The sequence below is a fragment of the Luteimonas sp. GW821-FHT14E02 genome (assembly GCF_058803905.1).
This window is the reverse complement of the sequence record NZ_JBXAPK010000005.1, coordinates 87,855-101,802: the sequence shown is the minus strand read 5'-3', so window position 1 is coordinate 101,802 and position 13,948 is coordinate 87,855. Positions and strand designations below refer to the sequence as shown.

14 protein-coding genes, 1 rRNA gene and 1 other RNA gene are annotated in these 13,948 nt (G+C 65.6%); 3 read left to right on the top strand and 13 right to left on the bottom strand.

Annotation, left to right across the window (positions count from 1 at the left end):
• Nucleotides 1-6: 6 nt before the first annotated feature.
• Nucleotides 7-120 (top strand): 5S ribosomal RNA (gene rrf / locus AC1RNP_RS09885).
• 172 nt (nucleotides 121-292) lie between these two features.
• On the opposite strand, the gene AC1RNP_RS09880 is transcribed toward rrf, so the two are convergent.
• The 8 genes from AC1RNP_RS09880 to AC1RNP_RS09845 form a co-directional block, all read right to left on the bottom strand.
• On the bottom strand, nucleotides 293-1,768 hold the full coding sequence (locus tag AC1RNP_RS09880) for a DNA polymerase Y family protein (RefSeq protein ID WP_493051086.1): 1,476 nt from the start codon (nucleotides 1,766-1,768) through the stop codon (nucleotides 293-295).
• A gap of 139 nt (nucleotides 1,769-1,907) precedes the next feature.
• On the bottom strand, nucleotides 1,908-2,555 hold the full coding sequence (gene rpiA, locus AC1RNP_RS09875) for a ribose-5-phosphate isomerase RpiA (protein WP_493051085.1): 648 nt from the start codon (nucleotides 2,553-2,555) through the stop codon (nucleotides 1,908-1,910).
• Between the two features lie 106 nt (nucleotides 2,556-2,661).
• Nucleotides 2,662-3,132, bottom strand: coding sequence for an EVE domain-containing protein (locus AC1RNP_RS09870; RefSeq protein ID WP_493051084.1), 471 nt, complete (start codon nucleotides 3,130-3,132; stop codon nucleotides 2,662-2,664).
• A gap of 32 nt (nucleotides 3,133-3,164) precedes the next feature.
• Complete coding sequence (locus AC1RNP_RS09865; protein ID WP_493051296.1) at nucleotides 3,165-3,767, bottom strand: 5-formyltetrahydrofolate cyclo-ligase; 603 nt, start codon at nucleotides 3,765-3,767, stop codon at nucleotides 3,165-3,167.
• Between the two features lie 142 nt (nucleotides 3,768-3,909).
• Nucleotides 3,910-4,095: non-coding RNA, 6S RNA (gene ssrS / locus AC1RNP_RS09860), on the bottom strand.
• Between the two features lie 314 nt (nucleotides 4,096-4,409).
• A complete protein-coding gene (locus AC1RNP_RS09855) occupies nucleotides 4,410-4,712 on the bottom strand; it encodes a cell division protein ZapA (RefSeq protein WP_493051083.1) in 303 nt (100 codons plus the stop codon).
• A complete protein-coding gene (locus AC1RNP_RS09850; RefSeq protein ID WP_493051082.1) occupies nucleotides 4,709-4,936 on the bottom strand; it encodes a TIGR02449 family protein in 228 nt (75 codons plus the stop codon). Before AC1RNP_RS09850 ends, AC1RNP_RS09855 begins: the two co-directional genes overlap by 4 nt.
• A gap of 31 nt (nucleotides 4,937-4,967) precedes the next feature.
• The gene (locus tag AC1RNP_RS09845) at nucleotides 4,968-7,178 is read right to left on the bottom strand and encodes a putative bifunctional diguanylate cyclase/phosphodiesterase (protein ID WP_493051081.1); all 2,211 of its coding nucleotides are present in this window, start codon (nucleotides 7,176-7,178) and stop codon (nucleotides 4,968-4,970) included.
• A 158-nt stretch (nucleotides 7,179-7,336) separates the two neighbouring features.
• Between AC1RNP_RS09845 and AC1RNP_RS09840 the strand changes: the two genes are divergently transcribed.
• Entirely contained in the window at nucleotides 7,337-7,882 is a 546-nt protein-coding gene (locus tag AC1RNP_RS09840) for a UPF0149 family protein (RefSeq protein WP_493051080.1), read from the top strand.
• A gap of 54 nt (nucleotides 7,883-7,936) precedes the next feature.
• Complete coding sequence (locus AC1RNP_RS09835; protein ID WP_493051079.1) at nucleotides 7,937-9,262, top strand: aminopeptidase P N-terminal domain-containing protein; 1,326 nt, start codon at nucleotides 7,937-7,939, stop codon at nucleotides 9,260-9,262.
• Between the two features lie 34 nt (nucleotides 9,263-9,296).
• On the opposite strand, the gene AC1RNP_RS09830 is transcribed toward AC1RNP_RS09835, so the two are convergent.
• From AC1RNP_RS09830 to AC1RNP_RS09810, 5 genes are all read right to left on the bottom strand, one after another.
• Nucleotides 9,297-10,187, bottom strand: coding sequence for an EamA family transporter (locus tag AC1RNP_RS09830; protein WP_493051078.1), 891 nt, complete (start codon nucleotides 10,185-10,187; stop codon nucleotides 9,297-9,299).
• A 102-nt stretch (nucleotides 10,188-10,289) separates the two neighbouring features.
• A complete protein-coding gene (locus tag AC1RNP_RS09825) occupies nucleotides 10,290-11,552 on the bottom strand; it encodes an MBL fold metallo-hydrolase (RefSeq protein WP_493051077.1) in 1,263 nt (420 codons plus the stop codon).
• Nucleotides 11,545-12,228 (bottom strand): NAD-dependent epimerase/dehydratase family protein, encoded by a 684-nt coding sequence (locus AC1RNP_RS09820; protein ID WP_493051076.1) that lies wholly within the window; start codon nucleotides 12,226-12,228, stop codon nucleotides 11,545-11,547. The genes AC1RNP_RS09825 and AC1RNP_RS09820 overlap by 8 nt, the downstream gene beginning before the upstream one ends.
• Complete coding sequence (locus AC1RNP_RS09815; protein ID WP_493051075.1) at nucleotides 12,225-13,190, bottom strand: SDR family oxidoreductase; 966 nt, start codon at nucleotides 13,188-13,190, stop codon at nucleotides 12,225-12,227. Before AC1RNP_RS09815 ends, AC1RNP_RS09820 begins: the two co-directional genes overlap by 4 nt.
• A gap of 66 nt (nucleotides 13,191-13,256) precedes the next feature.
• Nucleotides 13,257-13,946 (bottom strand): TetR/AcrR family transcriptional regulator, encoded by a 690-nt coding sequence (locus AC1RNP_RS09810; protein ID WP_493051074.1) that lies wholly within the window; start codon nucleotides 13,944-13,946, stop codon nucleotides 13,257-13,259.
• Nucleotides 13,947-13,948: the final 2 nt, after the last annotated feature.

The window sequence follows — 13,948 nt, the reverse complement described above, 5'->3', positions numbered from 1 at the left end:
CCTCTCCCTGGTGACAATAGCTGTGTGGAACCACCCGATCCCATCCCGAACTCGGAAGTGAAACGCACATGCGCCGATGGTAGTGTGTACTTAACATGCGAGAGTAGGTCATCGCCAGGGTCTTTACCCCGAAACCCCGCAGCAAAAGCTGCGGGGTTTCTTTTTGCGCGCACGAAAATGATCCGCGCCGCAGACCACAATCACTGCGGGAGAAAATCCTCGCGGATGTGGTGATTTACTGCGTGGCTAATTGCCGGGTTATGCGTAATTTGTCGCGCAACGCGTATGTTCCTCAGAACAGATCGCGGGTTGTGGGCTGCGCATCATCGCTCCGCTTCGATTTTCCGCCCCATCCGCCGGTCCCGGAAGGCTGATGCGACGCGGAAGGTTTCGGTTTCCGCGCTTCGCGATGCGTGTTTTCCGCCAAAACCTTGAATTGGCGCTCACGCAGTCGCCAGAGTTCAACGGCACCGGAGGCTTCCGAAGCATCGCGTTGCGGTTGCGGCGCGACGTCTTCCTCCAGCGCCACATCCGGAATCGTCGAGAACGGGATGCGCATCGGCGCCGCGCCTTGCGTGAGCGCTTCCTGCATGGCGCCGAAGTACAGCGCATTGTTGCCGTAGCGCTGGTTGATGCGATCGAGCACCGAGCTCATGGCCTTGGCGCGATCGCGATCGGGCATCAGTTCGCCGGAAGCGCTGCCCACGGCTTCCAGGCCGGTCAATGTCACCGCCACGGAGAGCGGCGGATGACGCGACGGCCGCCAGCGCCCGTTGATCATTTTCTTGCGCAGGCGTTCCAGCTGTTCACCGAGCATGGTGAGCAGAGCCGGCGTGTCGTCGATCGGGGCGAATTGCAGATCGCGTTCGAAGCGATCATCGCGTCCGACGAAGCGGATCCGGATCGCCATGCCGCCGGCGCGGAATTTTTCGTGCCGCAGACGCATCGCCGCCTTCGCCAGCAGCTTGAACAGTACGGCGCGCGCGCCCTCGAAGCTGCGCAGTTCCGGGCCAAGGACGTGGGAATGCCCGATCGAGCCGCGGACGCGGGCACGTTCCGGCACGTCGAAGCCGCGCAACTGGTACCAGAAGCGTTCGCCTTCGATACTGCCCCAGGCGCGGCGCAATTGTTCGCGGCTGGTGGCGCAAAGCTGTTCCGTGGTTTCGATGCCCGCCTCATGCAGACGCGCTTCCATCGATGGACCAATCCCGCAGAAATCCCGCAATGCCAGCGGATGCAGGGCATGCGGAAGATCTTCCTGCTCGATGACGGTCAGCCCGTTCGGCTTGTTCATGTCCGAGGCGGTTTTCGCCAGGAACTTGTTGGGTGCGATGCCGATCGAGCAGGTCATCGACGGGCTAATGCCGAGATCGAGCAGGCGTTGCTTGATGGTATGCGCGATGGCGACGGCGTTTTCGCGCTTGCGTTCGCGACCGATCAGATAGCACGGTACCTCGTCGATCGACGCAGCCTCCCCGTGGGGAATGCAATCCTCGATCGCATCCATGAAGCGCTTGTGCATTTCGATGTAGCGCGCCGGCCGCGCCAGCACGAAGGTGATGTCGGGACATTGTTCCTTCGCCTCGCGCACGCCGGTGCCGGTTTTTACGCCATGACGCTTGGCTTCCGCACTCGCGGCGAGACAACACGTGGTGTCGGTGGCGACCGGAACGACGGCGACGGGTTTGCCGCGCAAGGCTTCGCTGTCGTGCTGTTCGACGGAGGCGAAAAACGAGTCGAAATCGACGAACAGGCAACGCAGGGTCATGGCGCGAGCAGCGGGGACGCTTGATCGGACCCCAGTATCGCGTTTCTCAGTCTAATCGAGTGAGATTTCAATTAAATCAACAGGTTACATTGGCGTTGGTGTTGCCGGATTCCGCCGACATCGAACATGATCCGAGCGATTACAGCACCAGAGGCGGCTCGCCACCGACGATCACCACATCGGCGGGACGGCGCGCGAACAGACCGACACTGACGACGCCGGGAATCTGGTTCAACTCGCGCTCGAGGATGATCGGATCGGTGATGGACAGGCCATGCACGTCGAGCACCCAGTTGCCGTTGTCGGTGACCACGCCTTCGCGCCAGACGGGCTGGCCGGAAGTCGTTGCAACGATCTCGCGTGCGACGAGGCTGCGCGCCATCGGAATCACCTCGATGGGCAGCGGAAACTTGCCGAGCACGTCGACGCGCTTGGAGGGATCGATGATGCAGATGAACTTCTCGCTGGCCTCGGCGATGATCTTCTCGCGCGTGAGCGCGGCGCCGCCGCCCTTGATCAGGTGCTTGCGCGGATTGCATTCGTCGGCGCCGTCGACGTAGAGCGCGAGCGGGCCAGCATGATTGAGGTCGATGACCTCGATGCCGTGACCGCGCAGGCGTTCGCTGCTCTGTTCGGAACTGGAAACCGCGCCCTGGATGCGGTGCTTGATCCGCGCCAGCGCGTCGATGAAGTAGGCCACGGTGGAACCGGTGCCGACGCCGACGATGCTGCCGTCTTCGACGAAATCGATCGCTTTTTCGCCGGCGAGGCGCTTGGCTTCAGACATGACGGGGTCCAGGGACTCGGGAATTTGCGGGAAAGGGATGTGCGGGAAGCGGAATTCTAGTTCGTGATTCGAGGAATCTCGAATTCCGGCCCCTGGCGTGTCCCGACTATTCCAGCGACAGCAGGATTTTCCACTGCGCGGCCGTCACCGGCAGGACCGAAAGACGGCTGCCGCGGCGGATCAGCGCGAATTCCTCGCCGAGCTTGGCGGCATGCTGCTTGATCTCCTCCAGCGGCACGACGCGCTTGAACTTGCGTTCGAACGTGACATCGACCATCTGCCAGCGCGGTTCTTCCTGTGTGCTTTTCGGATCGAAGTAGTCGGACTTGCGGTCGAACTGGGTGGGATCGGGATAGGCGGCGCAGGCGACGGTGGCGGTGCCGGCGATGCCCGGCACCTCGCAGCTGGAGTGGTAGATCAGCACGCCGTCGCCGGCCTGCATCTGTCGCATGTAGTTGCGTGCTTGATAGTTGCGCACGCCAGTCCACGGTTCGGTGCCGGCGCGCTGCAGATCGTCGATGGAGAAAGCGTCCGGCTCGGATTTCATCAGCCAGTAGCGTTTGCGCGTGCTCGTCATGTCGGCGGGTTTGAGGTGATCAAATGATGTGATCAGGAAACATCGGTAGCGACGAAGGTATCCAGTTCCGTGCATACCGCGTCGAGCGGCACGTCCCAGGATTCGGCGACGAGCGCATCAACCTGTTGCATCGCGAACGCGGCACCGACCAGCCACGGTGGCGGTGCGGTGCGCTTGCCGGTGGCGTCGCGGCGGAACGCGAAGCTGCGATCGTACCAGCCGGCTCCCATGCCGAGCCGGTGTCGATGAGCATCGAAGGCGACCAGCGGGGCGACGACCAGGGCCATCGATTCGGGTTCGAGCAGGGCGTCCTCGCCGACATCCGGCTCGGGAATGCCATGACGATTGGCGACGAGCGGCGCGCCCTGGCGCCAGGGCGCGAAGCGCAGGCGACCGTCCTCGTGCAGCACGGGCAGGCAGTACGTGTACGCGCTCGGGAGACGGATCTGCCAGGCATGCAGGCCGATCTCGCCATCCACGGCCCAATAGCCCGCGACATGGCCTTGCAGCGGCAGGCCAGGCAAGGCGAGCAGGTGTTCGGCGAGCCGTTCGGCCGCGGCGATGCGGTCGGCGGCGGTAATGGCGCGACGCTGCGCGCGCATCGTGCGCCGGAGCGCGCCGCGGGTTTCGCTGATCACAAGAGGTTCCGCATCCGGCATGCGGGCGATTTTAGAGGAATCGCTTCTGGAGGCAACGCTTCGGCGAAGCCGTCGCGTTCGGCAAAGCTACCGCGATCGAATGCATGCGCCGCGCGATCGCGACGATGCAGGAAAAAATACGTCCTCCGCCATGCCGATGCGTGCGAAACGACCTTGAACCCGAGGTTCAAGTGGGAACGCTTGGACTCCATCGGGCTTCCCGCTCGAAGGCGGACATGCACACCCGGCTTCCGCTGCGCCCCCGTGGTCGTCAATAAGGGACAAGGCGAATGTTTGCGCACGCCGTCGATCACGGCAGAGGACGCGCAGGCAGTATAGCGCGTACACGCGCTGTGCAATATCCGTTTGTCGGTGGTGAGCACGCGCATGCTGGCGGACGCCTTCAAGGTCGAAGAGACGTCGTCGACGTCTCTGAGGGCTGTGTGTGCGAACGCCCAGCCAGATGGCTGGGCAGGGGGTTCCGAAGACGAAGATGTGGCGCCACGGATGGCATCACGAACACTTAACCACGAAGCGCACATTGTCGACGTGGATGCTGACGGCTTGAGTCTCGAGTTCTTCGCGACTCGCTGTCGCGCTCGAAACTTGATGCCTTGCGTCGCTTGAACCTTGCCGCGTTCAGGTATCGAGCAGCGCGTCAAGCTTGCGCTGCAATTCGCCAAGCGTGCGCGCGAGTTCGCGTTCGCGCTTCACCGTTTCGTCGCGCAATTGCTGCAGTTCGTGCGCGAGATTCAGGGCCGCGAGCACGGCGACGCGGTCCACCGCGGCCATGCGGTTGGCGCCGCGCACATCGCGCATCCGGGTGTCGAGCAGTTTGGCGGCGGCGCGCAGGCTGTCCTGCTCGCCGGGTTCGACGCCGACCGTGTATTCGCGGTCGAGGATGTGGATGCTGACGACTTCGTTGGCGGTCGCGGCGCTCATGTGTGCTGCTCCAGCGACTTCAGCCGCGCGATCATCGCTTCGACGCGCGAGCGTGCCTGTTCGTTCTTGGCGAGCAGTTGCGAGCGCTCGCCGGCCAGTTGCTCGTGTTGCTGGCGCAGGCTGCGGTTCTCCTCGGCCAGGCGCCGGGTGCGTTCGGCCAGCGCGTCGAAGCGTTCGGCCAGGGCGCGCAACTGCTCGAGTACGTCGGAAGAACCTGTGTCCATGCGGGCACGATAGGAGGCGGCGGGGGGGCGGTCAAGACAGGACGAGGGCGGCGTCCGGCTGCGCCGGCGCCCAGCGGCGGATGAAGTCCAGGCAATCCTGTGCCTCGCGGGGGGGCGAAAGCCAGAATCCCTGGATTTCGTGACAGTGCCGTTGCTGCAGGAACTGCATCTGCGTGTCCGTCTCCACGCCCTCGGCGACGACGTTCAGCCCCAGCGAATGCGCCATGGCGATGATGGTGCCGGTGATCGCGGCGTCGTCCGGATTGCGGGCGAGGTCGTCGATGAATTCCTTGTCGATCTTCACGGTGGTGATGGGCAGGCGCTTGAGGTAAGCGAGCGAGGAGTAGCCGGTGCCGAAGTCGTCGATGGCCAGGGAGACGCCGAGCTCGCGGAACGCCTGCAATCGCGCCGCGGTCTGTTCCGCGCTCGCCATCAGCACGGATTCGGTGAGTTCCAGTTCCAGCGCGCTAGCCGGCACGCCGGTTTCGATGAGGATGTCGCGCACGATGCCGGGGAAATCGCCGCGCAGCAGTTGCAGGCCGGAAACGTTCACGGCCATGCGGAAGTCATCGAGGCCCTGACGGCGCCAGTCGCGCAGCGTCTGGCAGGCCTCGCGCAGCACCCATTCGCCGATGTCGCGGATCAGGCCGCTTTCCTCGGCGAGCAGGATGAATTCGGTGGGATCGATCTGGCCGTGCTCGCGGCTGCTCCAGCGCAGCAGCGCTTCCGCGCCGGAGATGCGCGCGGAAGCGGAAGGCGAGGACGCGAGGGTCAGGCGCGGCTGATAGACCAGATGCAGTTCATTGCGGTCGAGCACCTTGCGCAACGCGCCGGAGAGGACCGCGCGGCGCCGCGTGGCGACTTCCATCGTGTCGTCGTAGCGCATCGATGTCCGGCGGCCGGCCGCCTTGGCCTGGTACATCGCGGTGTCGGCGTGCTTGAGCAGGTCGGCGGGCACCAGGCCGTGATCGGGATACAGGCTGATGCCGATGGAGGGGGAGATCGAGACTTCCAGATGCTTGTCGATCGTCAGCGGCACCTCGAACGCCTTCAGCACGGCTTGCGCGATCCTGTCGGCGTCTTCCTGCGATTCGATGTTCTCGAGCACCGCGGTGAATTCATCGCCGCCGAGGCGGGCGACGGTGTGGTGGTCGCCGACGGTCGCCTGCAGGCGCTGCGCGGCCGCGCACAGGATGCGGTCGCCGGTGGCGTGGCCGAGCGAGTCGTTGATGTCCTTGAAGCGATCGAAGTCGAGGAACAGGACCGCGATGTGGGTCTGTGCGTGCTGCGCATGCATGATCGCGCGCCACAGCCGCTCGGAAAGCAGCGTGCGGTTGGGCAGGCCGGTGAGGGTGTCGTAGTTGGCGAGATAGCGCAGTTCCTCTTCGGCGCGCTTCTGCTGGGTGATGTCGTTGAGCACGGCGACGAAATACTGCTGCGTGCCGTTGGCGTCGAGCACGACGTTGAATTCGTAGGCGCAGAGGAATTCCTCGCCGTCCTTGCGCCGCTGCCACAGTTCGCCGGCGTAATGGCCATGCCGCGTGACCAGCGCGCGGATGTGGTGGTAGAAGGCGGTGTCGTGCCGGCTGCTGTCGAGCAGCGCGGCGCTGCGGCCGATCACTTCGGTTTCCTCGTAGCCGGTGATGCGGGTGAAGGCCGGGTTCACCGAGACGAATTCGAAGTCCCGGTTCAGCACCGTCACCGCCTCGCTCATGCTGCGCAGCACCTGCGCGGCGACGCGGTGTTCGTCGTCGATCTCGTGTTCACGGGTGATGTCGAGCGTGGTGCCGGCCATGCGCAGCACCTTGCCGGCGTCGTCGCGCTTGACGGCACGGCCGCTGGCGCGCACCCAGATGAGCTTGCCTTCGGCGTCGTGCATCCGGTGCTCGGAGCGGTATCTGTCGTCGCTGCCTTCCAGATAGTGCCGGATGCGCTCGGTCATCAGCGGCTGGTCTTCGGGATGAGCGACGTTGCGGATGTCGAGGGTGAGCGCCTCCAGGCGGCCGGCATTGCCGTCGCCCGGATCCTTCACCTGCAGCCGCCGCACCTTGCCGGCGACGACGTCGTAGTCCCAGTAATACTGCCCAGTCGCCCAGAGCGCGAGTTTCAGGCGCTCTTCCAGCTCACGCATGTCGACCATGCGCAAGCGGTCCGCGCGCCTGCGCCAGACGACGGTCGCAATCAACGCGAGCAGCACGAACACGGCTGCCGCGAGAAAGCGCAGATCCACGAAACTGCTCAAGTGGCGCCCCCTGGCCACGCCGTGTCATCTTTTCAAGTTTAGGGGTGTGCGCCGATCTGTGACAGGGGGCAAACCTATGACACCTGTTCAGGAGAATTCGAAAGCCGTGCCATGGCGTTGATACACTCTGCGGCACCTGCAGTATCCGAAGACGATCCGTGCCGCTCGATCTGCCCGCATTATCCGAAGTGGAAGAGACCTGCCGAGCACTGCGAATCGGCGTGGGCGCCCCCGAGCTGCATGGCGCGCTGTGCGGCTGGCTGGCCGGCGGCGGCGCCGATACGGCCCAGTGGCTGGGCCAGGTACTGGCCGACGACGATCTCCCGGCCGTGTCCGCCGATGGCGCGCTGGATCGTCTGTGCAAGGCCAGCGTCACCCAGCTCGAGGACCGCAGTTTCGGCTTCGAACTGCTGCTTCCCGACGAAGGCGCCGCGCTGAGCGAGCGCAGCGCCGCCCTGTTCGACTGGTGCCGCGGTTTTCTCGGCGGCTTCGGCCTGGCCGCGGGCGCCAAGCCGGCATTGTCGGAGGAAGCGGGCGAGGCACTGGCCGATCTGGCCAGGCTGGCGGCCGCCTCGCCGCAGGAAGAAGGCGATGAGGAGGACGAGGCCGCGCTGACCGAGATCGAGGAATTCGTCCGCGTCGCCGCCCTGCTGCTGCACAGTGACTGCGCGCTGGGGCCGCGGCATCGCCAGAAGCTGAATTGAACGCTATTGGTTGCAGTTGAACCGAATGTTTCAGTTGAACCGAACGACATCGCGATGACCAGCAACGCCGGAATGACCGCCCAGGCCTACACGCGCCGCCGCAAGCAGCTGATGCGCATGGCCGGCGAAGACGCCATCCTGATCCTGCCGGCCGCGCCCGAGCGCATTCGCAGCCGCGACACGCATTACCCGTACCGGCAGGATTCCGATCTCTGGTACCTGACCGGCTTTCCGGAACCGGAGGCCGTGCTGGTGCTGGTGCCGGGGCGCAAGCATGGCGAGCATCTGCTGTTCTGCCGCGAGCGCAATTCCGAACGCGAGGGCTGGGACGGGCCGCGCGTCGGTCCGGAAGGCGCCATCGACGCCTTTGGCATGGACGATGCCTATCCGATCGACGATCTCGACGAAATCCTGCCGGGGCTGCTCGAAGGCCGTACCCGCGTCTACTACCATTTCGGCCGCGACACCGATTTCGATCTGAAGCTGATCGGCTGGCTCAACCGCGTGCGCGCGCAGGTGCGCCAGGGCGCGCAGCCGCCGCACGAATTCCTCGAACTGGGCCATTTGCTCGACGAGATGCGGCTGTTCAAGTCGCAGAGCGAGCTCAAGCTGATGCGCAAGGCCGCCGAGATCAGCATGCTGGCGCACGAAACGGCGATGCGCGCGGCGCGGCCCGGCATCCACGAATACGAACTGCAGGCGGAACTGGAACGCGTGTTCCGCGCCCACGACGCGCATCCGGCCTACGGCAGCATCGTCGGTGCCGGCGGCAATGCCTGCGTGCTGCACTACGTCGCCAACGGCGGCGCGGCGAAGGACGGTGATCTGGTGCTGATCGACGCCGGCGCCGAATACCGCAACTATGCCTCCGACATCACGCGCACGTTCCCGGTCAACGGCCGTTTCAGCAAGGCGCAACGCGCCTTGCACGATCTGGTCGGCGCCGCGCATGCCGCGGCGATGGCGCAGGCGCGGCCCGGCGTGCCTTACGAAGCCGGGCACAACGCCGCCGTGGAGACGCTCACCGAGGGCCTGCTTCAGCTCGGCCTGCTCAAGGGCAAGCTGGAGAAGAACATCAGCGATGGCAGCTACAAGCGCTTCTATCGCCACAAGACCGGGCATTGGCTCGGCCTGGACGTGCACGACGTCGGCGATTACCGCATCGACGGCGAATCGCGCCTGCTCGAACCGGGCATGGTGTTCACCATCGAGCCCGGCCTGTACATCTCGCCGGACGACAAATCCGTGCATGCGAAGTGGCGCGGCATCGGCATCCGGACCGAGGACGATGTGGCGATCACCGACGACGGTCATGAAGTGCTGACGGCGAAGCTCGCGCACAGCGCCGACGAGATCGAAGCGCTGATGGCGCGCGGCTGATGATGTACCGCTGTTAGCGCGCCATCGATCGTGATCAGGCGTTCCCGCGCGACGGCAGCCACCGCGCGCTCAGGCGCGGCCACAGCGTGATCACCACCAAACCGAGCAGCAGCAGGGCGCAGGCCTGCAGCTTCCATGCGGGCAAGGGTTCGGCGAATACGAGTGTCGCGGTGAGCATGCCGAACACAGGCACCAGCAGCGACAGCGGCGAGACTGTCGCCGCCGGATAGCGCGCCAGCAGCCAGTTCCAGGCGCCGTAGCCGAACAGCGTGTTGGCCACGCCCTGCCAGATCGCCGCGCTCCAGCCGAGCCAGCTGGCGTTCGCGAGTGCGTGCGCGATCCGCTCCGGCCCTTCGAAGACCAGGCTCGCGACGAGCAGCGGCGGCACTGCGAACAGGCTCGACCACACCATGAATCCCAGCATGTCCACCTTGCCGGCGCGCTTGGCGACGAGATTGGCGATCGCCCACGACAAGCCGCCGGTCAGCGTCAGGATCAGGCCGCGCGTGGTCAGGGACGCATCGGTATGCGCGAACAGGATCACCAGCCCGGCGATGCAGAACACCAGTCCCACGGCCTGGAAAGCGCGCAGGCGTTCGGACAGCAACAGCATCGACAGGCCGATGGTGAAGAACGCCTGCGTCTGCACCACCAGCGAGGCGATGCCGGGCGTGATGTCCGCGCGCATGGCGATGAACAGTAGGCCGAACAGGCCGAAGCCGAGGAAGATGCCGGTCGCGATCAGCAGTTTCCACGCCACCGGCGGGCGCCGGATCACGAAGATCCAGGGGAAGAAGGAAAAGAAGAAGCGCAGTGTCGCGAACAATAGCGGCGGCAGTTCGCCCAGTCCCAGCTTGATGATGACGAAGTTCGTGCCCCAGACGATGACGACGGCCAGGGCAAGCAGGAGATGGGCGGGGGACATCGAAACGCGGCTGGTGCGGAAGTGGTCGTGCGGAAGTAATCGTAAGTAGACAACGCATGCATCGCGCTGCCGGTGCGACATTCTGCACGAAGGCGGCGATGACTATGTGGAGGCCACCGCTCCGGTGCGGGGCGTCATGCACTGCGGCAGCTCGTAACGCGCGGCGGGATTTCCCGTCTTCGTCGCGATCACCGGGCGCTCCCTCGCGTTCTGCCAGGGGAGTGGCGGCCACCATTGCGCGAACGCTGGATGCAGCGTGGGTTCGACACTTTGTCCCGGCCGCGGTGTCAGCACGGACGTGTCCGTGCACTGGGCGGCGGCGACCACGCGCTCGACCGGTTCGGTCCAGCCGTGATGCGCGAGTTTCAGCAGGCCCCAATGCACCGGCAGCAATGCCTTGCCACGCACCAGCGTGTTCGCGATGACGGCCTGTTCCGGTCCCATGTGCCAGTCCGGCCAGTCGGCGTCGTACTGGCCGGATTCGATCATGGCCACGTCGAACGGCCCGAAGCGCGTGCCGATTTCGCGCAAACCCTCGTGCAATCCGGTATCGCCGGAATAGAACACGCGATGCTGGCCGCCGATCAATGCATAACCGGCCCATAGCGTCTCGTTGCTTTGCGGCACGACGCGCCCGGACGCGTGCCGCGCGGGGGTCGCCACGACATCGACGCCGCCGATGCGGGTGCGCTCCCACCAGTCGAGTTCGACGATGCGCGAGTCGGGCACGCCCCAATGCGCCAGATGCGCGCCGACACCGAGCGGGACGACGAACACGGCGGAAGAAGACGCCTGCAAGGTGCGGATCGTGGCTTCGTCGAGATGATCGTAATGGTCGTGCGAGATCACCACGGCATCGATTCGCGGCAATGCGCGCAGCGGCAGCGGCGGCGCGAACCAGCGTTTCGGACCGATCCATTGCAGTGGCGAGGGGCGTTCGCTCCACAGCGGGTCGGTCAGCACGTTGACGCCGTCCAGTTCCACCAGCGTCGTGGAATGACCGAACCAGGTGACGCGCAATCCGCTCCGCGACGGCCGCGCGTATTGCGAGGCATCACTGACCGGAGCGATCGGCGCATCGGGCACGCTGTGCGGCGTGTTCTCGAACATCCGCGACAGCGCGCGCGGCATGTCGCCCCACATCGCCTGCGGATTGGCGAACGCATCGCCGTGCCATTGAGGCGAATGCTGCATTCGCGCCAGCCGCGTGCCTTCGGCGCGGCCGCCGAAGGAGGAACTGCCGCCCAGCACGAGCACGCCGAGTGCGAGCGCCAGCAACAACGCGGGCACCGCGAGCGTCCAGTACAGGAGGCGCCGCAGTTTCCCGCCGGCACGGGTTGGTGAAGCGGGGGCGCGCTCAGCCATGGACCGGCTTCCGTTCGGCGAGCCGTCGGATGTCGCGGCTTTCCAGTACGGCCGTCTCCGCGCCTTCGTGCGCCACCACCAGCATCGCGCGGCCGATCGCTTCGGTGGTCAGCACCGAATTCGGGAACAGCGCGCGCAAGGTCGACAGGAACGGCCGCAGCACCGTGTAGGCGGCTTGATACAGGGCCGTTTTCGAGCGGATGCCGTGCAGCGGCTGGATCGCGCCGGGCCGGAACAGATAGACGGCCTTGAACGGCAGGCGCTGCAGCGCGTTTTCGGTGCGGCCTTTCACGCGCGCCCACATCTTGGGGCCGCGTTCGGTGCTGTCGGTGCTGGCGCCGGACACGAAGACGAAGGTCATCCGAGGATTCAGCCGCGACAGCGTCCGCGCGGCGGCGAGCGTGAGATCGTAGGTGACGCGGGTGTAGTCGGCTTCGTTCATACCGACCGAGGACACGCCGAGGCAGAAGAAGCAGGCGTCGAAATCCCGCAGCTGCGCTTCGATGGCCGTGTAGTCGTACAGGTCCTTGTGCACGATCTCGTGCAGCTTGGGATGCTGCTGGTCGGTGGCGTTGCGACCGAGCGTGACCACGCGCGTCACGTCGTCGTCGAGCAGGCATTCGCGCAGCACACCCTGGCCGATCATGCCGGTGGCGCCGAAGATCAGGACGTTCATGCGGCGATCCCTTGTCGGTCTTGCGGCCAGTGCGCGCCGGTCAGCTGTTCGGAGACTTCCCACAATTGTTTGGCGACGGCGATGTCGCGCGCACGCCTGCCGACGATGGCTTTTCCCACCGGGCCCTTGAGTTCGAGGCAGTCCTGCGGGCCGTAGTAGGCCGCCGGTTCCGCGTCGGGCGAAGTGGCGGCGAACAGTGTCGGCAGGGCGCCGTCCGCGGCCGATTGCGACATGTAAGGCTGCATCCATCGCGTCAGAGGCTCGATCGGATGCGGCTTGCCCTGGCCCAGGCGCGGCCCGGACGTCTGCAGGTCGGTCACCGCGTAGCCGGGGTGGCAGGCATTGCTCATCAAGCCCCAGCCGTGGGCATCGCTGCGGCGCTGCAGTTCGAGCGCGAACATCAGCATCGCCAGCTTGGATTGCGCGTAGGCGCGCCAAGGGCTGTAGCTGCGCTGCCATTGCAGATCGTCGAAATGGATCGCGGCGCCCAGGCGGTGCGCGCCGCTGCTCAGATTCACCACGCGCGGCTGCCGGCCGTTGCGCAGCAGTGGCAGCAATTGCGCGGTGAGCGCGAAATGGCCGAGGTAGTTGGTGCCGAACTGCAACTCGAAGCCGTCGCTGGTGGTGAAGCGCGTGGGCGGCGTCATCACGCCGGCGTTGTTGACGAGCAGGTCGAGGCCGTCGTGCTCACGCGCATAGCGCTCGGCGAAGTCCGCCACCGAGGCGAGGCTGCCGAGGTCGAGGTGCGCATAGCCGATCGTCGCGTTGGGATAGGCCTTGCGAATGCGGACGAGAGCGGTCTGGCCCTTGGCGTCGTTGCGGCCGGTGAGCAGCACGTTGGCGCCGGCACCGGCCAGGGCGAGGGCGGTCTCGTAGCCCAGGCCGCCGGTCGCGCCGGTAATGACCACGCGGCGGCCGGTTTGCGGGGGGATGTCCTGGGTGGTCCAGAGGGCGGTTGGCATGGCAATGTTCCTGTCGTGGCGTGGAGATATATGAGTGACTAGTCACTCATTATCGGAATCAAAAAATCAGGGTTTGGCGATCGCGCTCCAGCAGGCCTCGAATCCGGCCTGGCTGTAACGCTCGGCGTGTTTCGGCTCGCGGAGAATCAGGTCCATGGTCATGTCCGCCAGCGCCCCGAAGATGGCCGGGAGGAGTTCGGGCAGCAGCCCGTCGCGCAGCAGCCCGCTGCGGCGACTTTCATCGAGCAGGGCGCCGACCTCGGCGAACGCCTCCGCGCTGGTCGCCTTGCTGCGGTCGTCGATGTGGGGGGACATCACCAGCTGCATCATGACCTTGCGCCTGTCTGGATGGGCGACGCCCCAGCCGACGTAGCAGCGCCAGAGGTGCTGCATGCGCTGTTGCAGGCTTGCCTCGTGCGGGTAGGCGGTCATGATCGCTTCCCGCATGCCCAGCTTCAGGCTCAGGTAGAGCTGGTTGAGCAGCTCCTCCTTGGTGCGGAAATAGGTAAACAGCGTGCCCCCGGCAACGCCGGCCTCGCGGGCGATCCGGGCCGTGGGCGCGCTCAGCCCCTGCTCCGCGAACACCTCAGTGGCGGCGGTCAGGATGGCGTTGCGTTTGTCTTCGCTGCGGGGGCGGGCCATACCGGGGGGATTGATTGAGGAATATTGATTGAGTACGCGCTCAATAATAAAGGCGGGCCGCGCCAAGACAAGGGGCGCGGCGTGCCGGTTCAGCTTCCGGACGGCCGCGCCCATTC